Annotated in this window: 29 protein-coding genes; 1 reads left to right on the top strand and 28 read right to left on the bottom strand. The window is 44.5% G+C overall.

What is annotated here, in order from left to right; translation table 11 throughout:
* Nucleotides 1–27 precede the first annotated feature (27 nt).
* The 4 genes from G9G53_RS01325 to G9G53_RS01310 form a co-directional block, all read right to left on the bottom strand.
* Nucleotides 28–636, bottom strand: coding sequence for a 2,' 3'-cyclic nucleotide 2'-phosphodiesterase (locus G9G53_RS01325; protein WP_165144854.1), 609 nt, complete (start codon nucleotides 634–636; stop codon nucleotides 28–30).
* A 64-nt stretch (nucleotides 637–700) separates the two neighbouring features.
* A complete protein-coding gene (locus tag G9G53_RS01320) occupies nucleotides 701–1,558 on the bottom strand; it encodes a hypothetical protein (protein ID WP_165144851.1) in 858 nt (285 codons plus the stop codon).
* A 10-nt stretch (nucleotides 1,559–1,568) separates the two neighbouring features.
* Complete coding sequence (locus G9G53_RS01315; RefSeq protein WP_165144848.1) at nucleotides 1,569–2,969, bottom strand: hypothetical protein; 1,401 nt, start codon at nucleotides 2,967–2,969, stop codon at nucleotides 1,569–1,571.
* The gene (locus G9G53_RS01310; RefSeq protein WP_165144845.1) at nucleotides 2,966–3,523 is read right to left on the bottom strand and encodes a phage adaptor protein; all 558 of its coding nucleotides are present in this window, start codon (nucleotides 3,521–3,523) and stop codon (nucleotides 2,966–2,968) included. Before G9G53_RS01310 ends, G9G53_RS01315 begins: the two co-directional genes overlap by 4 nt.
* A gap of 176 nt (nucleotides 3,524–3,699) precedes the next feature.
* Between G9G53_RS01310 and G9G53_RS01305 the strand changes: the two genes are divergently transcribed.
* Nucleotides 3,700–4,758, top strand: a complete 1,059-nt coding sequence (locus tag G9G53_RS01305) for an acyltransferase family protein (RefSeq protein ID WP_165144842.1) — start codon at nucleotides 3,700–3,702, stop codon at nucleotides 4,756–4,758.
* Nucleotides 4,759–4,940: 182 nt separating this feature from the next.
* Here G9G53_RS01305 and G9G53_RS26230 read toward each other — a convergent pair whose 3' ends face one another.
* The 24 genes from G9G53_RS26230 to G9G53_RS01190 form a co-directional block, all read right to left on the bottom strand.
* Nucleotides 4,941–5,048, bottom strand: a complete 108-nt coding sequence (locus G9G53_RS26230) for a CD1375 family protein (RefSeq protein ID WP_194362208.1) — start codon at nucleotides 5,046–5,048, stop codon at nucleotides 4,941–4,943.
* A 2-nt stretch (nucleotides 5,049–5,050) separates the two neighbouring features.
* The gene (locus G9G53_RS01300; protein ID WP_165144839.1) at nucleotides 5,051–5,359 is read right to left on the bottom strand and encodes a hypothetical protein; all 309 of its coding nucleotides are present in this window, start codon (nucleotides 5,357–5,359) and stop codon (nucleotides 5,051–5,053) included.
* Between the two features lie 14 nt (nucleotides 5,360–5,373).
* A complete protein-coding gene (locus G9G53_RS01295; RefSeq protein ID WP_165144402.1) occupies nucleotides 5,374–6,912 on the bottom strand; it encodes a hypothetical protein in 1,539 nt (512 codons plus the stop codon).
* 3 nt (nucleotides 6,913–6,915) lie between these two features.
* Nucleotides 6,916–7,497: a phage adaptor protein gene (locus tag G9G53_RS01290; RefSeq protein ID WP_165144836.1), complete on the bottom strand. Its 582-nt coding sequence runs from the start codon at nucleotides 7,495–7,497 to the stop codon at nucleotides 6,916–6,918.
* Nucleotides 7,497–7,637 carry a head fiber protein gene (locus tag G9G53_RS26790; protein WP_425312588.1) on the bottom strand — a complete coding sequence of 47 codons (141 nt, stop codon included), beginning with the start codon at nucleotides 7,635–7,637 and terminating at the stop codon, nucleotides 7,497–7,499. The genes G9G53_RS01290 and G9G53_RS26790 overlap by 1 nt, the downstream gene beginning before the upstream one ends.
* Before the next feature lie 455 nt (nucleotides 7,638–8,092).
* Complete coding sequence (locus G9G53_RS01280; protein ID WP_165144833.1) at nucleotides 8,093–9,055, bottom strand: Mu-like prophage major head subunit gpT family protein; 963 nt, start codon at nucleotides 9,053–9,055, stop codon at nucleotides 8,093–8,095.
* 14 nt (nucleotides 9,056–9,069) lie between these two features.
* Nucleotides 9,070–9,489 carry a hypothetical protein gene (locus G9G53_RS01275; protein WP_165144830.1) on the bottom strand — a complete coding sequence of 140 codons (420 nt, stop codon included), beginning with the start codon at nucleotides 9,487–9,489 and terminating at the stop codon, nucleotides 9,070–9,072.
* 12 nt (nucleotides 9,490–9,501) lie between these two features.
* Entirely contained in the window at nucleotides 9,502–10,461 is a 960-nt protein-coding gene (locus G9G53_RS01270) for a hypothetical protein (RefSeq protein ID WP_165144827.1), read from the bottom strand.
* Between the two features lie 57 nt (nucleotides 10,462–10,518).
* Nucleotides 10,519–12,636, bottom strand: coding sequence for a portal protein (locus tag G9G53_RS01265; RefSeq protein WP_165144824.1), 2,118 nt, complete (start codon nucleotides 12,634–12,636; stop codon nucleotides 10,519–10,521).
* Nucleotides 12,636–12,869 (bottom strand): hypothetical protein, encoded by a 234-nt coding sequence (locus G9G53_RS01260; RefSeq protein WP_165144821.1) that lies wholly within the window; start codon nucleotides 12,867–12,869, stop codon nucleotides 12,636–12,638. Before G9G53_RS01260 ends, G9G53_RS01265 begins: the two co-directional genes overlap by 1 nt.
* Nucleotides 12,870–13,090: 221 nt before the next feature.
* Nucleotides 13,091–14,545: a phage terminase large subunit gene (locus G9G53_RS01255; protein ID WP_165144818.1), complete on the bottom strand. Its 1,455-nt coding sequence runs from the start codon at nucleotides 14,543–14,545 to the stop codon at nucleotides 13,091–13,093.
* Entirely contained in the window at nucleotides 14,538–15,257 is a 720-nt protein-coding gene (locus G9G53_RS01250; protein WP_165144815.1) for a terminase small subunit, read from the bottom strand. The genes G9G53_RS01255 and G9G53_RS01250 overlap by 8 nt, the downstream gene beginning before the upstream one ends.
* Before the next feature lie 98 nt (nucleotides 15,258–15,355).
* The gene (locus G9G53_RS01245; protein WP_165144812.1) at nucleotides 15,356–15,607 is read right to left on the bottom strand and encodes a hypothetical protein; all 252 of its coding nucleotides are present in this window, start codon (nucleotides 15,605–15,607) and stop codon (nucleotides 15,356–15,358) included.
* A 393-nt stretch (nucleotides 15,608–16,000) separates the two neighbouring features.
* A complete protein-coding gene (locus tag G9G53_RS01240) occupies nucleotides 16,001–17,434 on the bottom strand; it encodes a Cthe_2314 family HEPN domain-containing protein (protein ID WP_165144809.1) in 1,434 nt (477 codons plus the stop codon).
* Between the two features lie 94 nt (nucleotides 17,435–17,528).
* Nucleotides 17,529–17,891 carry a hypothetical protein gene (locus G9G53_RS01235; RefSeq protein WP_165144806.1) on the bottom strand — a complete coding sequence of 121 codons (363 nt, stop codon included), beginning with the start codon at nucleotides 17,889–17,891 and terminating at the stop codon, nucleotides 17,529–17,531.
* Nucleotides 17,892–17,914: 23 nt separating this feature from the next.
* Nucleotides 17,915–18,127: a hypothetical protein gene (locus G9G53_RS01230; protein ID WP_165144803.1), complete on the bottom strand. Its 213-nt coding sequence runs from the start codon at nucleotides 18,125–18,127 to the stop codon at nucleotides 17,915–17,917.
* A 120-nt stretch (nucleotides 18,128–18,247) separates the two neighbouring features.
* Nucleotides 18,248–18,442, bottom strand: coding sequence for a hypothetical protein (locus G9G53_RS01225; RefSeq protein ID WP_165144800.1), 195 nt, complete (start codon nucleotides 18,440–18,442; stop codon nucleotides 18,248–18,250).
* Nucleotides 18,439–18,672, bottom strand: coding sequence for a hypothetical protein (locus G9G53_RS01220; RefSeq protein ID WP_165144797.1), 234 nt, complete (start codon nucleotides 18,670–18,672; stop codon nucleotides 18,439–18,441). Before G9G53_RS01220 ends, G9G53_RS01225 begins: the two co-directional genes overlap by 4 nt.
* Nucleotides 18,673–19,059 carry a hypothetical protein gene (locus G9G53_RS01215; RefSeq protein ID WP_165144794.1) on the bottom strand — a complete coding sequence of 129 codons (387 nt, stop codon included), beginning with the start codon at nucleotides 19,057–19,059 and terminating at the stop codon, nucleotides 18,673–18,675.
* A 45-nt stretch (nucleotides 19,060–19,104) separates the two neighbouring features.
* Nucleotides 19,105–19,305: a hypothetical protein gene (locus G9G53_RS01210; RefSeq protein WP_165144791.1), complete on the bottom strand. Its 201-nt coding sequence runs from the start codon at nucleotides 19,303–19,305 to the stop codon at nucleotides 19,105–19,107.
* Nucleotides 19,302–19,490, bottom strand: coding sequence for a hypothetical protein (locus G9G53_RS01205; protein WP_165144788.1), 189 nt, complete (start codon nucleotides 19,488–19,490; stop codon nucleotides 19,302–19,304). The genes G9G53_RS01210 and G9G53_RS01205 overlap by 4 nt, the downstream gene beginning before the upstream one ends.
* Nucleotides 19,487–19,678 (bottom strand): hypothetical protein, encoded by a 192-nt coding sequence (locus G9G53_RS01200; protein WP_165144785.1) that lies wholly within the window; start codon nucleotides 19,676–19,678, stop codon nucleotides 19,487–19,489. Before G9G53_RS01200 ends, G9G53_RS01205 begins: the two co-directional genes overlap by 4 nt.
* 75 nt (nucleotides 19,679–19,753) lie before the next feature.
* Complete coding sequence (locus tag G9G53_RS01195; protein ID WP_165144782.1) at nucleotides 19,754–19,990, bottom strand: hypothetical protein; 237 nt, start codon at nucleotides 19,988–19,990, stop codon at nucleotides 19,754–19,756.
* Between the two features lie 49 nt (nucleotides 19,991–20,039).
* A complete protein-coding gene (locus G9G53_RS01190) occupies nucleotides 20,040–20,717 on the bottom strand; it encodes a hypothetical protein (RefSeq protein WP_165144779.1) in 678 nt (225 codons plus the stop codon).
* Between the last annotated feature and the right edge of the window lie 5 nt (nucleotides 20,718–20,722).

The following is a 20,722-nucleotide window of genomic DNA, read 5'->3' as shown; positions in this document are numbered from 1 at the left end:
TCTCAATTGAGGGTCCTTGGTAATTATTTATTTACGATAGTTTTTATATTTAGCGAGATTTTCCTCAATCTCAGCTATTTTCCCTTTGTACTCATTTATTTTTTTGTTATTTTCCTCTATAAGTCCCTGCGTGTGTACTAAGGATTTTTTTCTTGATTCTTGAGTAATAGGGTCATTACTGGCTGGTAAATTTGATAGTTCATCAATTCTTTTTTTGAGTTTAACTTGACTGTCTTCTACGTCACTCAGCGATCTTTCCCAAAAAGCTTTATCGGATTCAGAGTAGATAATAAGTTTTTCGGATTTGCTTTTTTCATTTAATTGGGTTTGCGCTATATCACTACTATTCGTTGATTTAGGTGTTTCAGTAGTATTTCCCGCAGTTATTTCAACAGTTTTTCCTTCCACTTTTAAACTTGCTCCCAAGGAGTCGGTTACAGCTCTCAAAGGTACATGTGCCTTTCCGTCTACCACAATGGCACTTTCGGAAAGAGAAGTTCCATTCACCTTGACCGAATATTCCCCCGCTACCTTTTCACCGACTAGAGATTTGATTTGATCCGCGAATGCACTACCAGCCGTAGCAACAACTGCTCCGATCAATACACCACTAAGTAAATAAGACCATTTTTTCATTATCCGTACCTCCTACATAGTATATTTGTCCTAATATTACCATCGGTAGGAGGTGCAGTAAACATCATGTTGTCGAACTAGTACCAGCAGGAATGTTTACTGAAGCAACTGTTCTTGTCTGACTAAATAACTTCAGGTTACGACTTGCCGGGTCAAATGCTGCATTCACGATTAATCCATTCACTAGTTCTCCACGAAATTCTCCAATGGAATTTTCCAAATTAGAAATTTTATCTCTCAGCCCTTCTATATATCCCATCTTCAATCCACTTACTTCTGTTGCATTTTCGAAACTAACTGCACCATCTAAATAAGTCTTATCATCGATAGATTTAATATGAACACTAGCCATATTACCCACATGAAACCCTTCCGAGTCTCCAAAAATACTGCCTCGTGGCGATCCATCGTCCATAAACAAAAGCGCCCCACCTTCACTGGACTGTCCAAGCGACAAAGCTTCTCCACCACGTGAATTATAGCCTGTGAGCCCATCAGGTGTTAAGGTGACCATTGGGAATCGGTCTTCTGAAGTAGCGATATAAGCGCCATAGATTTCCCCCGCCGTGATTTTACCCATATCGGCTGAAATCGCAGATAACTGCCTGACTTGGATCTTATCAGCTGTCACCGCGTTGGCTTGAATCTTTTCTGATGTAATCGCACCTGCTTGGATTTTATCAGCGCTAATTGCTCCGGCCTGAATCTTATCTGCCGTGACCGATCCAGCTTGTAGGTTCTTAGCCTGTATACTATTTGCCCGAATGTTGTTGGCATCCAAGTTACCATTAATGATGAATTCCAAATCCTTTGCCATTTTCGCTACAGTGTTGGCAAGGTCTTTAACGTATAGCAACAACTGCCCTAAATCTTGTGTATCCGGTGGTCCACTTAATCGTGGACTGTCACTCCATGTCGCCATGCTAAACCTCCTAATAAAGCGGCAACTGCCGTACTTGTCTTGTGAACTCATGGATTCGTGCCCATCCAGAACCAGAGAACCTAACACGAATCCAGTTCTCTCGCGTGAACTTTGCTACAGGAATAATAACTCTTCGAACTTGAGGGGCACCGCTACCAGAAATAGAGTTGACCAATGTCCAATCATTCCCGGATATGGAGGATGAAACGTATATATCCATATTTCCTGATAGTTCTACTACCACCCAAAGCTTGTACCAGCGTTGTTTCTGAGCGATTGTACCGCCGTTAAATGGCTTTGTTGTGGCGCTCCATGCAATAGCATTCCCGGCATCCGTTTGCCCCTCCAGACGTAGTACGCGGCCCTGCGCATCGCCCACGTACAGCTTATTGCCCATTTGTATGAAATGAACTGCTTGAATGCCACGCCATAAGCTCCACGCCTGAATACCTGGACGCGGATCATACACCAGCAACTTGTCTCCTGGGATATTGAATAGCATACGCGTACCGTCCGTCCCCGCCGCGCTCTGATCTGTTACACCGTCTAAATAAGTTCCTATGATATCTGAGAAACTTTTGCTCGGAAGCGTGCCGCCGCCGTAGTCGTATATGCCTGTTCTATGAATGAAGCGAAGGAATCCTTCCTGAGTCACTGTAGCCTTATTTGCCACTGGCCCCATATCCTCAGTAATCAACTTCGTGTTGAAATCTGAAGGCAAGCCGCCATACAACTCATGCAGGCTATTTGGCATTCCTATAGTGAGTTTGGTCAAACTCCCCGTAAGCATACTTATTTGTTCGCCGCGTGATGATTCCATTTGCCTACAGTAACTTCCTTCTTCGGTTAAGAAGCTATCCCACACAGTTGGGTTGTCCAGCTTGGAAGCCCATAATTCCTTACCTACTGCACACCACAATCGATTTTGATAGGTGGTAATGTACTTGCCGCTGGCAGGCGATGAACCGCCAAGCCACTGCACGCTACCGCCGTCATATCGGCGCATAGCATCCACGCCATTACATCCGATCAGGTTTACACGATCAAGGTTGCCTTGAAAATTAGTGAAAGTCCATTCAGCCGATGTGTTCAGGCCGCTTACAAGTGTAGCCCAGTCTGAGCCGTTCCAGCGCCGCCAAGTGCCATCGTTGAACACGACATGAAGCTCTCGCCCTTCCCACACTCCCATGCCTAACACTCTATTACCCGCTTGTCCAATGACCGCATAACCTGGGCGCGTTGTAATAGCAGGATAATCACTGGTTGTCATGTTTTGCATGTCGGTCAGAAACCGCTCGTCAATGGACAGTGGATCATAAGTGTTCAACCCTCGAAACTCGCGGATAGAAACAGGTGAAAGGATTCCCGGCAATGGTTGATAGTTGGGGCTGTCATATTGAATAGGCTTCACTTTACAACACCTGCCTGATGGTTCTGAGCAGCTACATTCCACGCAGCTTTATACTGCGCCTCATAATTTGCTGCTTTAACGCTGTCGTCCTGACTGTTGGCGATATACGCAGCCAGCGCCGGGATATACGTCCAGTGATATTCTTCTGGTGCGTCTGGAGGTACATTAAGAGCCGTAGATAAGAACGTTGTTGTAGCGATCCGATAGTAGCGCAAAAAGCCTCTTAGGTCAGCATAAGGGGCTGGATAGATCGATATGGTTTTGGTTGTGTCGTCGTATGAAAATGAGTTTTGGTACGGTGTTACATCCTCATGATCCAGACTACGGTATTGTGATGGTCCAATCAGCAACAGGTCTATGTTCTTCTGCCTGACGTCTGGTGGCAATGTGAAGTCTATCTGCCCAGCCACGCAACCAAACTGTATCACCTTTGGGATCTTGACCACATTGAAGAAATCTTGGTTCAAAGCGTTCAGCCACAAGACCTTATCCGCTATCGTCACCTCGTTCGGTACCAGAATGTCCGATTCTGCAATAATTTCAAGTATGTTCATTGTAATCCTCCATAGTTGAGGTAATTCTCTAAGAAAGCTAGAGGTTGACGCTATGAATTTAGAATTGTTATCAAGACCTCACCTCACTACTTATCTTCAATATTATGTTCATTATGATATTTAACTTGTGGTATAATCTACCTGTTATAAACAACAAGAAAAGGATTGATAATAAGATGAACGCATCAAGACGAATTGAGTGGCTTGATATTGCCAAGGGCATTGCGATTATTCTCGTAGTAATTGGTCACTCCCCTGCTACACCAGAAATGAAAAGTATAATTTACGCCTTCCATATCCCACTTTTCTTCTTCCTATCTGGTTTTGTCTTCAACCCCAAAAAAAATAATGACACCCCAAAGTTTATCTTTCATAAGATTAAAATATTAGCGGTGCCATATTTTGTATTTTCTTTGATAGGATACCTAATATACATATTGTGGGAGAAGGATGTGTTTAGCACCAATTTCTCCACCTATGCAATTATCAAAGGTTTTATAATTGCATCAGCAACTACAATGAAGATTGATACAGTATTATGGTTCTTGCCCTGCTTATTTATTGTTCAGCTGCTTTTTCATTTTATTACGAAAATTAGCATCAACCAAACCTACCTAGTAATAATCATTATTGCATCTTCAATTTTAGGGCATTACTACAGCGAACTATCTAAGGTTAGATTACCTTGGTTTATTGACGCTTCTTTTACCGCTTTGGTCTTTTTTGGGGTTGGATTCATATTTAAAACCCACAACGACTTTATTGAAAAAAGAATTTCTCGATACAATACAGAAATTCTGATAGGTTCAGCTTTATTGCTATATATCTTCTCTAAACTTAATTCGAAGTTATCTAGTGTAGACATGTTTGGCCTAGTGTATCACAACTACTTTTATTACTACTTAGCTGCTTTTTTTGGCATTATTTTTTGTATTGTTATCTCGAAAATTATTAATCAATCAAAGTCATTATCTTTTATTGGTAAAACCACAATACTAATATTTGCATTCCACTCACACATGTTTGTTATTTTGAATTTCTTTCTCGGATCTATTAGAACCGAATTTAATTTAACATTTGTAGTTACAAGTTCACTGAAATGGTCAATGTTATATACCTCTCTCAGTATTATTTTATTGATCCCAATAATTATTATTGTCAATATAATTTCAACTGCGGTAAAAAATAAGCGAGTAAAAACTCTGTCCCTACAACAAGAACCGACACTGTTATAGTAATTACAATTGTAGCACTTTGGATCTTTTCACAACCTGTGGTTGCTGTTGTTGGCGTTATCGGAATATCAATTGATTTGAAACAATATTAAATGTTTCTTTCACTCGTCAACCTTGTCATGTTAGTGAAGTTTCCAAAGTGCTACTAACACATCGTTATCAATGTTTCACCTCCAGCGCAATTAAGCTTCGAAGTTAATCAGGGCTTGTACTTCTGCCTTCCAACGCAACGGGACATCATCAATAGTCTTTAGATCCTTCTTAATTAGATCGCAATAAACTTTAGCCACAATTAAGCACCTCCTGTGATCATTTCAGCAAGCTCAGCAAGCGCCGATTGAGTCTCCGTCTTATTAGCCTCCTGAGTTTCAGCTAGTTCAGCCAGAGTGAGTTTAAGTGTAGTATTTTCTTCCCGAAGCAATTCGATTTCAGATGGTTGAGTATTAAAAAGCGACTTCTGTCTATCATATTCTTCTTGAGTAATAAAGCCATTAGAAAGCAATTCCTCCAGCGTAGGGGTATAAATAACTCCGTCAACCACTCTACTCAGCGGCCATAGATCCTCAGGAATATTTGCAATCCTATACAAATCATGGTTCATGCATATTCTCCTTTCTACTGATGAGCAACGAAAGTAAGTGTGAAATAACCGAGATTACCAGATGGTATTACGCCTCCGTCAGCTTTGATACTCACTTTATTTGTAGTGTCGGATAAAAATTCCGCGTCATACACAGGTCTATATCCAACAGGAAGTATAAATGCAGGCTGTGTTGCCGTTCCACTTCTAACACCGTAAAAATGAATGGTCACAACCTTATTATTCTTTACTATCTTAGGCCGTAAGTCACCCGTCCACCCATTCAGCCATGTACCTTCCGTAAAAACAGAAGCCTTTCCATCTTCTACCCATGCACTCCAGATTGATCCGTTACCATCGCGCGTAATTTTCTGCACTCCCGCAACGCCGGAATCAGCACTGCTGACATAGAGCGTCTGCACAACATAATCTGCCCCCTTAAACACTACCATTACGGCATCACTGCTCTTTGCAAAGCTTGGGTAATTTGGATAACTTCCAGATAATCTGTATATAGCATTATTATTAATTGTATTTAGTCCTGTGCCCGATGCTAATGTACCTCTATAAAACATGGCCACTTCCTGAGAAACCTTATCTGCCAACTGCGTAGCAATTGTTGCACCCAACTCATTGACCTTCGCTTGCGCCCCTGCAGGCGTCTCCGCACCAGCAGCCACAGCAGCCACATCTGAAACATCCTTTTCCAACTCAGTGATACGGGTATCTGTGTAATTCTTAGATGCTGTTTCTGCTGCGTCCGCTTTTGCCTGAGCACCCGTTTTTGTTTCCCCAGTATTACGTGTGAAGGTAGCATCGTCTCCACTCATAAGGCCAGATGCACCGCCCGCCACAGCATCAGGAATAATGTCTGTTCCTCCTGTGATATGAGATGAAGCATGCGGCCCCGGTGTAGCTTCGCCTGTTGCCGTAATCATAACCTTTTTGGCAGCAGGATCAGTCGTAACGGTGATACCTGTACCGCCAGCAAAGTTAATCGTCTCCTGCTTGGAACCAGCAGTAACATCAGCCTGTCCTGGTGCTTTAAACGTAGAAAAGGCGTTTTGGTTCACTTCTGCGCCTGACTCAATACCATCTAGCTTTGTTTTATCCGCAGCAGACATAAGACCTTTTGTGTCTGACGTAGCTACTGTCGTTTCAGCTTTGGCGTTCCACGCAGCCTTTTCAGCATCAGTTACGAATCGATTGGCAGTATCTTGTGCGATGATGGACGGCGGATGCGTAGCTGGATGCACGTAATTATTTGCACCATCCTCTATTCCATCCAGTTTGGTTTTATCCGCAGCAGATTCAAAACCCGGTGTTGTCGGTGTTGCGTTCTGGTGCGTGTGGTTGCCTGGAGCCTTACTGTTCCAGTTATCCTTATCAGTTTGAGTGACGTGGATAGTCGTATTCTGGACGTGCGCAGTGAAGTCGGCGTTCTTTTCATCCGTATATTTCTTTGATTCTTCCTCTGCTTTGTCCGCTTTTGCCTGCGCTCCGCCCGGCGTTTCCCATTGTGGTGGTTGTCCACCAGCAATATCCGAACTGGTATCTCTCCATGGAAACCGCATAGCTTACCACCTTTCATCTACAGAATACCGCTCGTACCCGTTAGAAGCAGATTGGTACTCTGTGTACAATTGTTCATATTTATTGTTATATTCCTGTGATTCATTGCCTGTTGTGATCTCTCGCAGCACACCATACACCAGCAACATATCATAGTCGGGATCAAACCCTGTGTCTCGATTCATGTCCTCAAATCGCAGAGGATAAAGCACAGGAGCATGAAAAATCTTTATGCCATAGGGCACGTCATCATCCGGTGTTGGCACGATGCCAATCTGTCCAGCTTGAAAGTAGTGATAAGGTTTGACTGATGCATTGTGAAACTGTCTCAGCGGTAATCGAATGTACTGGTCACCATACAGCATCGTGACCTCTGTAACCGCGCTTGGCGGGCAAGGCAAAGTATACGATGCTTGACCCTCGATAAGATCAATAGCTGTACATAGAGTTTCTGACTGTTGCTGTGCCGAGCCGAGATTGCGCAATAGTCGGTCACGTACCTGGGTGATCTTCCGCAGAATGGATGCAGGAGACAGCGTATGTGGCGACTTCTCAATGATTTCTTCGACTACATCGCTTACCTTCATTACGCCATTATCCCCGCTGCTTTTAACTTAGCAAGCAGAGCGTTCAAATCACTTACTACGCCTGCTACATCTGTAGCCGTACTATTCGCTTGAGTAGCTGCCTTACTCGCGGTCAGCTTGGCATCTAGCGCAGCCTGCAACCCGGTTACATTAGCGATGGTATGAGTGTGGTTGCCTGCGGCCGCTGTGGTTGCTGTTGTTCCGATTGTAGGGGCAAAAGTAGCTGGTTTGCCTGTAATGTCAGCCCACGCTACAGAAGATGATCCACCACCACCGATATCAACCGGCTTTCCGGTATCGTCCACAAACACCACGTAATCCTGTTGTCGTTTCTCAGGAAGCTTGGTAGCATTGGCGGCCGGAATAACAGTTACGTAATTAGGACTCCTTTTTTCTGACAGCATTGTTTCTACCTCCATTCTTTACTGGTTTAACTTGCGCCTTTTTGGGTGGGTGTTTTCTAACAACTGTCCGAGGCACATGCCGTTTTGGTTTCAATATATTACCCAACAGATTATGAATAGCGTTCAGTGCGTCTAATTCATCACGATACATTCTGCACCTCCAAAAATAGAAAAGGGAGCCGAAGCCCCCATTAAGTTGTTATATTGTGTCCATAGATGAAGGAGTAATTTGTGAAACCGTAAGCCCAACGACCGATAGCTTTGTATTTAGTAGCTTCTGTATCGAAGTCAGTCATTGTTCCATTCTCTACTTTGCGTCTCCATTGCCAGATGTTAAATTGTTGCAATCGAGATGAATCAGCGGCAAACCAGTTCTTGCGCTTCGATGGGTCAATGAACGGATTGACGATAACCTTGATATTCCCCATATACATATTCGCATCAAAGTGGTTTGAACCTGGCTCATATTTGGGAAGCTCAGCATCAGGAAGACCTGCAATTTTAAAAGCCGCACGAGCATTATATGGTGCCACAATAAGCGTGTCAGGAATAACGGCCAACGGATTGCCCTTATCATCTTTCCATTCCTGCATGGCAACTGCAGTATCATCCCACGCATCCAGTGTCAGTGGGCTATTCCCCAAGTTGGACTGAACATCTGTGCTATTTGTCGGACTATATGGATGGTCAGCCGCGAACAAAGACTTGCCGTCTGGACCAGTATAGTTATCAATTCGGCCTCTCCAGTTCGGTCCTGTTGTAGAAAATCCATTATTGAGAAACTCTACAGCTTGTAACTGTTGAGTCTTATAAACCGCATCTGCAAGGGATGTAATCCGACGCTTGATTTCTGTAAGCTGAAGATCGTCAATAAAATCACGATCAATGATTCGGCCGTCAGAGAATTTACGGTTCTTGATGATCTTCTGCCACAATTCATCAATGTCTTCATAGTAAACTTGGTTATTCGACTTGCCCCATTCTTCCATGAGGCCCTCGCCGCCAATACCGTTGTATGACTCGATGGGCTTGGAAGAGTTTGTAACATTGTACATGAGTGGAATGAAGTCTTTCTTATTCTTCATGGCAAGCGAATAAAGTTCTTTGAAAATAGGCTCCATTACCCGTGGGTCCCATCTTAGTGCTGTTTGCATATTTTATTTCCCCCTTAGGACATTTGGCGGTTCTTGACTTTGAACCGTGCTGTCTTTTTATTAGTATTGATATCGAATACCGCCAGCGGGCCACCTGTAACAGTTTCAGCATTAGCAGATAGACCATCAGCCGCCAACGTAATTGCATTGGCTCCTGTGGTGAACCCGACGGCCGCCGTGCCAGTGTATGGAGCTTCGTACCAATCGCCTTCGCGAGCCTGGATAAACTCAGTCTCCTTGTTCGTCCCCGCCGTAACATTGACCGTCAGGAAGCCTGCAATAGCATCTGTCGGACCAGCTTTCGTGATGCGACCATTAACTACCTTAATAGCTTCACCTGCCAACCCTGCCTCATTGTCAGTCATGAGTAGTTCTGTGATACGTGTCGGATCCTTACCGTAATCGTTGTATACATACTTAAATCCTTGTGCCATCGCACATACCTCCTATTTATTGAAGTTTTTCGCATATTTCTGCGCGTTTTTCGGGTCGATACCGAATAGAGAAAATGCGGCCGTTAATTCCTCTGGTGCTTGCGGCTCCAGACTACCGCCCGGGTTCGTCTCCACCTGAGCTCGCCTATTAAGCCGCTGTGCCTTAATGACAGCCTGCTCTGCCTGCTTGCGGGTCTGAGCCGTCAACGCGTCACGGTGTACCAGCTCGTAAGCGTCAATAGGGTCATAACCTCGTTCCAGTCGTGCGTGCATGTCTGGAGTCATCCAGGCGGCAGTTCCTGTCTCCGCGTCCACTTGCTCGGCCAGATCAGGATACTTGTCAAACAGCATCTGCCAGCCTGCAAGCTGCTTCTGCTGCAACTCTTCCTGCTTCCGGTACTCCTGTTCTTGCTGACTGCGCTGTACGGCTTCCTGTGCCTGTTGCAGTAACGGATGGTTGTCCAGATACCTATCCAACAAATCAGGATCAATGCCTGAGTTTTCGGCATCCTCGCGCAATGAAGTCTTTAGCTGCTCGAAGTCATTAAGCTTCTGTTGTGCCGCCTCCTGCTCAATGCGATCCAAGTTCTCTAACAACTCGGCGTGATCCTTGTAACCCTGCTGGCGTGCAAGGCGATTCAAGGCCACCTCATACTGTTGACTACGGTCTTTGATCTTGTCATAGTTCATGCCCTTTTCGACATAACCACGCACCTCGTCGTCTGGAACCACTGTCTCCTGACCGTTGTACTTGACTGGAATACCTTTGAGCTCTGGTTCGGTTGCTGGATCATCTATGGCGGGATCATCCTGGCCTACTGGGTCTGTGCCTAATTCAGAGTCATCACCCTCAAACTCTGGCGTAGGATACTGAATGCCGAAAGCCTCATAGTAGGCGCGCACCTCATCATCATTACTGACTTGTTGCTGTTGTTGAACCTCTTCGCTTTGGCTGGCGATTGGATCACTCATAATGTAAACCTCCTTGTCCGCTATGGCTGGCGGAATGATAAATAGGCCAAAGGATTCTCACCCTTGGCCTGATCGTTGCGGCTGCATCAGTTGATGGGCAACCTTGGCAGCATCCAGATTCATCTTCTGTTGTTTCATCCCCTGCTCGAACTCCCTATCACGCTGCTCGCGCTGCGCTTGCTCTCCACCAAACTGCTGAAGCTGCTGCTCCATAGCCTGATTCTGCTGGCTCAACTGCTGCACCTGGACTTGCGCTTCCTGCGCTTGTTGCTGAGCCTGCGCGAATTGTTGTTGCATCCCTGCCGCTTCCTCGATTCGGCGCTTAATAACATCCATAGACTCCATACGGCCTGTTTGGATAACAAATCGCACTGCTTCTGCATCTACCATAGGGAGCTGTGTGATTGGGTCGCGCATGTTCATCAGATTGAATACAAGCTGCAACCAATATTCACGATCCTGCGGTTTGTCCACGCTGATATTCACTAATATGTCAAACTCAGGCGTAAACTCTTCCTCAACTGGTAGCTTCTCAGGTAATTCTTCTCTTGTCACTGGGTCGGTAATCACGTTACCCGTCTGGAACTCAGATGGTACACGGGAAACAATCGCTTCTCGACTGATAGAAACTTTACGCCCAGTGACCCGAGCAATACGCTCCGTGGTGTAAAACTGGACAATCAGCTCCACATACTGTGCAAATACTTCTTCCAGCGCCTCCTGAATTGTGTCAGACGCTGTATTCAGCCGTGTACCTGCTGCTGCCATAAGCGCCTTGGCCTGTTCGCCGCTGGTTACATTGCTATTGGCCTGCCCGTTTGCACTGTCAAACTGTCCAGGAATCTTCTGAAGCATTTTGTCATAATAGTCCAGCGCGTTGAACACAGTAGCTGGGGCATTGACTCCTTGTAATTCCTTGACACCGTTCAGCCTCCCAGGAGCTACAGGCAACATAGCGCCAGGTAAGCCACGTTGTTCCTGCCATGTACGAGGTTTGGTTATAACACCTTCCTCGTACATGATTGCAGAACCACCTTGTTTAGCGGAAGTTTCCACCGCGATTTCTGCATATTTGTTCTTCATGATCTGTGGTTTAATCATGTCGCGCATGAATCCTTTACCCCACGCTGATCCTTCCTCTGGGTACAGGGTTCGAGCTACAAATGGGTACTGACCATGATCATACATATAGGATTTATGCTCAAGAAACACGCCTGATGTAGAAATGTAGATGCAATGCACTCCCTCCATCTGTCCAGCAGCTTTAGCCACCAGTTCGGACGGGTCAGCACCGCGCTGCAGCATCTCATCGGCCTGTTCTGCAAATATTTCTTTGTCTTCCTCCGTCACCATCTTTGGCAACCCACGGTACCAATACTCAATCAAGCCTGATGTTTTATCAGTCACGTGGTTGCTACCGATGGACGTATCGTGGTTAAATGACCTGCTATCCTGCACATCGTTGTCGAAAATATCCACGTCGGATGAACCGTTATCCGGCTGCACCTTTCTCCCTTGCTCCGGCCAGCGTTTACGGAAGTATTCCAACGGCTGGCGAGTATGAGTGATTACAGCTGACATCTGTTGTAAATAGATAAAATCATTTATGCGTGGATCAGGAAAGAATGTCGCCAGGTCCACGGGCAGAATGTCATTGCGCCCTATATATCGGTTCTGGCCTCGTCCACCTTCTACCGTAGGATCGAATATAGTCTTGTACACCAGAGGACCATGGATAACCATACGGCGAACAGCCCTCAGATGCTTCTGTTTGAAGTTGATTTTCCGCAACTCATATGGCATGTAGTCGTTCAGATCCCGCGCCTTCTGTTCGTCTCCTGGCTCTGGTGCGCTGTAATCCGGGTACGGCATCCACCCCGCAAGCTTACCGACAATAGCCTCTATCTGGCTAAATGCTACGTTCTCTACGGCATCAGGTCGGCGTTTGGATACTGCTTCTGTACGCAAACCGTGCCAATGATCACCCATATAAAAGCGCTGTTCCTTACGCCAGTGTCGTTCTACGGGCTGTCGTGCTGCCTTGAATACCTGATAGTCCTCATAGACTGTATCCCACATCTGCTGTTGCTCAGGCGTATTAGGATTGGTAGAGTCCTGCTTTTCCCCACTCACCTCGCTAAATATGCCCCTGATCTTGTCCAACACCTTAGCCATCAGTAGTCACGCTCCTCAACATCATCAATCGTTGGGTCGTCATGCCAACTCATAGGCTTGCGAAATGATGGATCTGGCGAGCGTTCTTCATAACCTTTAGCTGCCACGTATTCGCTATAATTACGGGCAGACAGACGGTCAACCAAGTCCTTTATTGTACGGTCTTGGTCGCGCAGTCTCAGGTACAAAGAAACGATTACTGCTATCCCCATCACACCGAATACAATTTCCAATTTCTTCACCCCTCAATGTATAAAGACTGTATATTTTAGCGATTCAGCCTGAAAGCAAAATCCTGTAGTTACGCAGTTTTTGTCTTTTTGCATACTCTATGCATAAAGTGTTTTAGTACAAAAACAAATAAACCCTTATGTACAAAGGGTTTCAGGTTGCAGACTTGTTCACAAAATCATGTCTTTTGTACACATGTCTTGCATAATCACTGCATATATAATTACCAAAAACCCTCGACTTGTGGTTGGTCGTCATCTTCATCATCCTCAAAGGTTTTAGGTTTATCCAAAAGCGATTCAGGATCAGCGCTCCAAGCTCCCTCACCTTTACCGGGTGTCGGTTGACTCATAACCCAATAGCGCAAAGCATCCGGGACGTGATCCAACGGATGAGCTGCTGCGTCCTCAACGTTGCGCTCATCATGCATCATTGCTGGGATGGCCTCTATAGCCTTAATACAAGTACTGAATATTTTTAGTTTGGCCGTCTTATAGGATGATCCAGTTACATGATCGATTGCATCTTCTACATGCAACCACTCACGCAGCCGCTTCCAACCGTTAACCCTTTCCTTTTTAGCCTGGATCAAAGGTACATCTTTCTGTGCGAATATCTCAGCTGGAGTAATATTCTCCGTCTTGGCCTTATTCCAGAATGAAGTATCAGCTACATTATATTCGTAGCGCTCAGTAACAGGGCTATTAAGCCTGACAAGTTCAACTTGCTGACTGGTGAGCAGCTTAGTCTGTACTAGTTCGCGATACAGGTAGCCAGTGCCGTCTGGAGCCAATGCAATCCAGAGACAGACGAATGGGTCCGTATAGCCTTCGTCCAGTGCCCGATATTTCTTCCAGTCGCGTGGTATCTCGAAAGGCTCAACGACATGCACCGCACGGCTGAACTCGCTGAAATACTGTCCTGCGAATACATCCCAATCCCCTTCAAGCAACTGCTTTCGTTCGATATCAGGTAACGCCAAAAGACGCGCCAAATAGCCCGGATCAGACTGCACCAGGGCTTGATTGTCGTGTACATTTGCCGGAATGAATATTCGGCTGCGGATGATAGGCTTACCAGCCTGTGGTGTTCCATCGGGCCAATAGAGAGTATTGCCCTCATCATCGGTTTCCGTGACATGATACACTGTTTCAGGAGGTCCAAGAGAAACAAAACGCTTTTTTACCCATGTATGACCTACACCACCGGGGTTCGTTGTGCTCTTCACGCTACGTGGATATGGCTTACTACCACGTAAACGAGAAAACATGTAGGTGTACCACTTTTCCTCAAACTGTGTTAATTCCTCCCACCGGATGACATCATACTCCGCGCCTTGATAGTTCTTATAGTTTGCATCGTTATCCCAGTAGGCAAGTTCGATAACAGAACCATTTACAAATATCCATTCATGCTTGGATGCGTTGTACTTGCCAAGCTCCTTGGGGTAAACCTGCAATGTCCTTGTTACGATGGAACGTTGCAAATCGGGGTGAGTACGCCGGAATATGATCTGCCTGCTACCGGGATATTGCATGGCGTATTTCAAGGCGTCCCATATTGTAGCTTCTGACTTACCTCCACCTGCCGCACCGCCATAAAGTATTTCGTCAGCTTCAGTCTGGTGGTAGACTTCCTGTCTGGGTTGAGGTTTATACGGAATAACGACTTTAGGCATCCTTGGTCATCCCCTTATCAAAAATGACCTGCAGGGGGCCGCCTTCATTGCCAGTCAATTCAACTTTATCTTTGAACATCCCCAGGTGCCGTGCCACATTCTCTAACGCCTTCCCCTGATCTTGCATTTTGATTTCGATTCCGGCATTGGTTGTCTTGAGCCCTGCATAGAGTAGCTTGGCCTTACCCGCTAGGTGCCGGGTATCCTCAATGTGAACGCCTTCCCTACCCTCACCTAAGCAGTTAGGACATTTAGGGTGCGGCCGTTCTAACTTATCAAATCCATACCCGCCATCGTTAGTAGGGATAATAGGCTGAACCTCTTTTCCATCCTCAAGACTTTTTTGTTTAGCGTCATTAACGGCACGCTGTACCGCCTGTTCATACTCTGATTCATCACGCCACTGGTACTGGTGTTCCTTACCAAAGCAATAACGACAGCACGTACGGCGTAAATGGATGATATCGTTAGGGTCGGCAGTGGCGATATCCCACCATCGCTGTAACACCATATCGGCTGTAATCTCCGTGCGCTTAGAACGCTTGCTAATGGCCTCATCAATTTCAGCTTGAACCTTAACATTTGTTAACAGTCTACTAGCCTGCTGTTCAGCCGTTTTTGCGCTGTATCCAGCCCTGATTGCTGCCTGTGTGGCATTGAGGTCAACCAGGTACTCCTTAACAAATAATTTCTGCATGCGCGACAATGCCACACAGTTCAGCTCCTTTCAAAAAACTAAGGACACACAGCGGAATCGAACCGCTATAATCCTGTGTGTGTCATATCCCGGACTAAGCCGGGAAAAAGGTTTTACTTAAGTTGATCAACCAACTGCTTAATTACAGCCGGCGTGCTGATACGTTGTCCATCTTTACGATTACCCTTGATGTATGCTGCATCCTCGTTGCTGTAGTAGACTACACCGCTGCCCTCTACAATCGGATAACCGCTTTCGTCTGCTTGCAGCACAGTAGCAACATGTTTGCCGTGCTGTTTGGCATGTTCCTCATCGTGTAGATGCAGGATGCCGTATTGATCGAGATACGCGTAATTCTGTGCCATCGTTTGTTTCCTCCTGTACATAACAAAAAAACGGCGGTTTCCCGTCGCTTTTCGTCTTATTTTCACTCAATACTTCCACCATGAAGGTCATGAGTGATTATTTGATTTGTTGCCCGTAGTTCTACCGCGCCCGGGCGGAGCGCCTGGAAAGGACTCTAACCTATTCCCTCCCCGCTTCCATACCGCCGCAACATCTAAAAGCTACTTGTGCTACAGCTCTCCACCTTTGCGCTCTGATCCGCAACAGGCTTCAACGCTGATTCAGTATGGACGAGTCCTGCCGTGGTAAGGGACAGCAGGGACACCCGGGCGTTAACCCTATGTCCCTACTTTAATTCTGAACTACAGACACCATGCCGACATACTACAGACGTACTACAGACGTGAATATCACTATTGATTATTCATTTTCATTCCGACCGGATCATCAAGATAATAATCCATTATCTTAGTAATCAGCGGTTCAAGAATCTCTATATTTTTGCTAGCCATGACCATATTATATGAATGGCTCCATTCTCTGTCGACAATATGAATGAAGTTTTCTTTCACAATATAATGAAAATTTATTTGTCTTAGTTGATTCAACTCTTGATATTCTTCTCTTTCAAAAATATTTTTCGCTATGGCCAATAGTTCATTTTTTAAATTCTCATCAGTAATTCTCTTAATAAACTGCTCAAACGTGTTCGACCTGCCACCTTCCCCAGTATGAATATGAAGAAGTATAGCTATTTTGTCGTAAACGGAATATATTCTAGATATTGCTGATTCAATATAGTAAGCATAATCCATATTACGATAATAAATCTCTAGTTCGTTTAGTTCTTTGTTTTTCTTCACCGCTTTTGTCATTAGGGAGTATGCATATCCTAAAGAATTATTAGCTTCACTTAGCCTCCAAATAACATCAGAATGTTGAAGTATATATATTGAGTTTTCATCATATTTGGTTAAAAAAGGTCCCGTTTTTTGTGCAATAGCTAGAAATGCATTAATGTAACCTGTAATGTATTCACGACATCTGTGTATTCTTGCTGGGAGTAATTCTCTTTTAAACTCTATTGATGTAATAGCATCTAATTTAGCGGGATCTATCTTTAAATCCCACCCAAAATTCCTCAAATCAATCTCTGATCTTCGAAGAAAACATTCGTTTTGAAATCTAAATATATAAAATTGTATAATTTCATATAGCGCTCTTCCATTCTCATAGCAAGAATTAGCTAACTTTTTCAAATCGTCGTCTTTTTCAAACTTGACATGACTTGACAAACCATGGTCATTACCTTTCCTAAAATCCTCGATATCAGGGAGGTGATTAGAGTCTTCTCTAAGTTTTTTAAACTGTAAAAAAACTTCTGTGTCTTTAAATTCGTCCTTTTTTTTTAATTCTTGATATATTTTTTTGATTTGAGTACCTTTAGTAAAATCATGGCCATACAAAATACCGGATAAACGAAATGTTCTTTCCCACGCTCCTATTATGTGAACAGAGGCATTTGACAAAAAGTAACGTGAACTAAAAAATGACCTATCTTCCTTTTCTTCAAGTCGTTTTTCATACAAAGCGACTTCGCAAAGAGCTAAATAGCTGTAGCGATGTATATCTTCAAGTAAGGAAAAGAGGTATGCAAAGAATAACCATTGAAGTTCAAAATGTTCCTTTTGTTTTTTTGATATTGTTGATAGAATCTTTATCTTATAATGTTCTTCTGCTTCCTTATGAATCGCCGAAACTTCATCAAACAAGGAATTTAAACTTTCATTTCGGTTTATAATCTCTAAACATCTTTGATCTAATTTCATTTTTTTCTGTTTTTCCATTCCTCTTTATCCCCTCTTACTCGTTTTTATGCTTATAATCATTATATAAAAAAAGCTGCGGTTTTTTTATACCACAGCTTCACATACTAAATTTTTATAATAACCCTAACAACTTTAAAGTTTCAGCTACCGACCCAATCCCTCGTACGATCCGCCTATCAACGCTTCGGTCAGTTATGCTACTGAACCGGCTCACAGTACCCCAGCGCGTATTGCCCCGAATAAATCGGAATTCGATTACCCGGCGAACATTATCGTCCATAATAAGGCTCACAGCCATTTCTACAGCCTCTGTCTTCCGTCGGTATTCCTCCATAACCAGCCGTTCTTTCTCACCTATTGCATTCCTGGCGGACAGGCTATCAACGGTTTTACGCATCCTGGTGTACCGATTCAAAAGGCTCCGAGTTGCTTGTATGTCTGACCTATTTGCTGTCGGGAATAATTCCATCTGCATCGCCTCCACCTGACCACTCCTTTTTATATCAATTCGTACAGATCCATCTGACCTCTACCCGCAAAGTCCGTGGAATCCTGTATAAGACCATCCTCAAGCCACTTACGCGGTGCCTGCTGTTGATAATGCGGCCATATCGGTTGTCCCTCAACAGACCGGCTAGGGTTCGTCTTTTCTGCCTTAGCCGTCCATACCCAATGTGTAGCGGCGGTCACTTTATCGTTGTTACCCGACATTAATATTCCTTCCTTCGCTCAATGTGTTCGGTTCATTCCTCTCAATCAACATATACCTATCTACTTGCACAACACCCACATAAACCAGCACAGCGCACAATATAGAGGTATAGGATCTTATCATGGGGTGTTCCTTTTTATCTTTTGGAGTTTAGTTAGGCTGTCGCTATCAACATAAATAGGTATACCCGCCTTACTATGATCGAAAAGCACACCAATGTTCCCAGGGATTATATATTTGACTGTTCCTTTTCCCATGCAACGATGATTCACACGATCCCCTATTTGTATATCTGTCTGTGGTTTATCTGTCATTGTTGTTCCTCCCCATCCTCTTCACCTTCGTATTCATCATCCAAAGACTCTACATACCGTGTATGATCATCTTCCGAACCGCCTACATACTCGCCGTTAATGTAATAGCTGTACGATGTGTATGGATGGGCTTTGACGCAATCCGTGCAGTATACTTCATCATTAATTTCATAATGTTCCGTTTCTGGCGGCATGTCTGTTTTGCAGTTGTAGCAAACTCTTTTAGCCATCTATATATCCTCCCTTAGTGGGTGACTGGATAATGTCATATAAGCAGCCTCTACCCTCTGGCGAGGTGTGGCGGCAAGTAACTCAGCTATTCTGTATGAAGGTGTATCCACATATACAATTCCGCACACGATCTCCAGAAGCTCCTGAATGTACTCTTCTGGGCACTCTTTCAAAGCCTTTGCCTGCACCTCCAGAGAGGCGGCAGGATCGGTGCAATAATCCGGCGCCTGTTCCCAAGCAAACACTGCTCTCATCCAGCGTTTCCCTTGATCCTCCCCGTTATATTTAAGGGCGTATCCGCCTGTCGCTTCTTTTTCTACCGTGTACCCCATCAACTCCGCCAGCTCCCGGTTAAGCTGCTGGGCTGTCATATCCTTTACCGACATATCTATCATCCTTCCAACGCTCAGAGCGTATTGTATTGGTGGTTACTACCTACCTAATGCTGATACCTCACCTTTTGCCCATCTTGCAAAGCCTACTAGGGTCATAAGATACCAGCCGCGAACGTGTTCCTTCTTGTAATACAACTCACCGTCTTTGCCAACACGATTGCCAATCAAGATTACTGTTCGTTTTTCACCTTTACCGTTGTGGTATGTCTGACCTTCCTTCACTCCGCTAGGGCTCATGACTGTTCTTCCTCCTTAAATTCTTTATCAAACGCCTGTGACAGCATCGTATATTTATCCGTATCATAGCCGCAGTATCTGTAATGCACGTATCCATCTATATCCTCGTATAAAGCAAATACTGTATCTCCGTCCTCGTCCACGTAAAATCGCTCTATGCGGCGTTTGAGGTGTATACCAGTCAATCGTACATACCCGGCCCTGTTTGCGGGGGCCGACTGTAAAATGTTAAATGCTCACGTTTCATGCGCTTAGTCCACGAGGTGAAAAGTACATCTGCCCATGCCTGACGCTTTGACACGCGCTGTACAATCCCTAAATCACCAGTCTGGACCTGTACCCAATCGCCTCGCTTTAACTCCATTGTGGTCATTCTTTATTCCCTCCTTGGGGCTGTAGCAGCTCCTGGTTATCTAAGAGTGGTAATTTCATTTTTGGAAATAATCACTCACTGCTGCGCCACAGTCTCTGCATTGCCTACGATTGTCCATACTCCATCTGGATAAACATCCAACCAATCCCTAATGCCTGCCATCTTGTTTTCTACCGCCAACCCACGGACACCCGATTTGTTCGAGGCATAGACCACCAAAACCATTTCACCAGTTTCCTCATCTTTCAGAACATCATGTAACTTTATCAGTTGACCATTAGAATCATAACGGTCTTCGATTGTTTTACTCATGCTTATCGCTCCTTATATATAGGGGTATAGGGTAAGAGGCTGTTATGCCTCATTCAAATTCAGGGTTTCCAAACTCCGTTTCGTAATCATCTATGACCAGTGTTGCTTTTTGAGTCCACATCTTGAACAAAGTCGCATCCAATCCGTACATTCCACCCATAATCACACGGTTATCGAATTTCTTATCTGAAACCTCGGCTCTTGATACGGTCATATCTTTTTCAAGCGATATCATGTATTTGCATTGATACCACTCAACATCTTCTTTCGGGTCCATATATACGTACTTGGTTCCGTATTTTTCCTCTACAATAACCGTGATTTGCTCAACCTCTTCATAAGACAGTTCTTCAAGTTTAAGCTCATCCTCAACCATTTCTTTTACTAATTCTGACAATCTATATTCATTCTTCCCTGTTCCTAGCAACTCTTGTAACTGCTCTTGTATTCTCGCTGCGCCTTCTTCATGAATCGAACGCTCTATCTCACCTTTAATTACGTTCAGGATAACTTGGTTGTATGAAGGGATGTCCAACTTATCGAGATTGATTTGCAGTTGCCCTTTTACCGTTTCTTTCAACCCTTTTCCGAAGTCACTCCAACTACGCAATGAATCTTCGACAACATCCTTAATAGTTTCTTCTAGTTGCTTCCTAATGATTTTTTCTACGTAGCCTTCTTTGTTTAATGCTGCCAATTGGTTATTAATGATTAAGTTCATATCCATTTCTT

This window comes from Paenibacillus sp. EKM206P, assembly GCF_011066155.1.
Lineage (GTDB): Bacteria > Bacillota > Bacilli > Paenibacillales > Paenibacillaceae > Paenibacillus > Paenibacillus polymyxa_D.
Note: the sequence above shows the minus strand (reverse complement) of the source record. Positions and strands in the feature narration are given on the sequence as shown.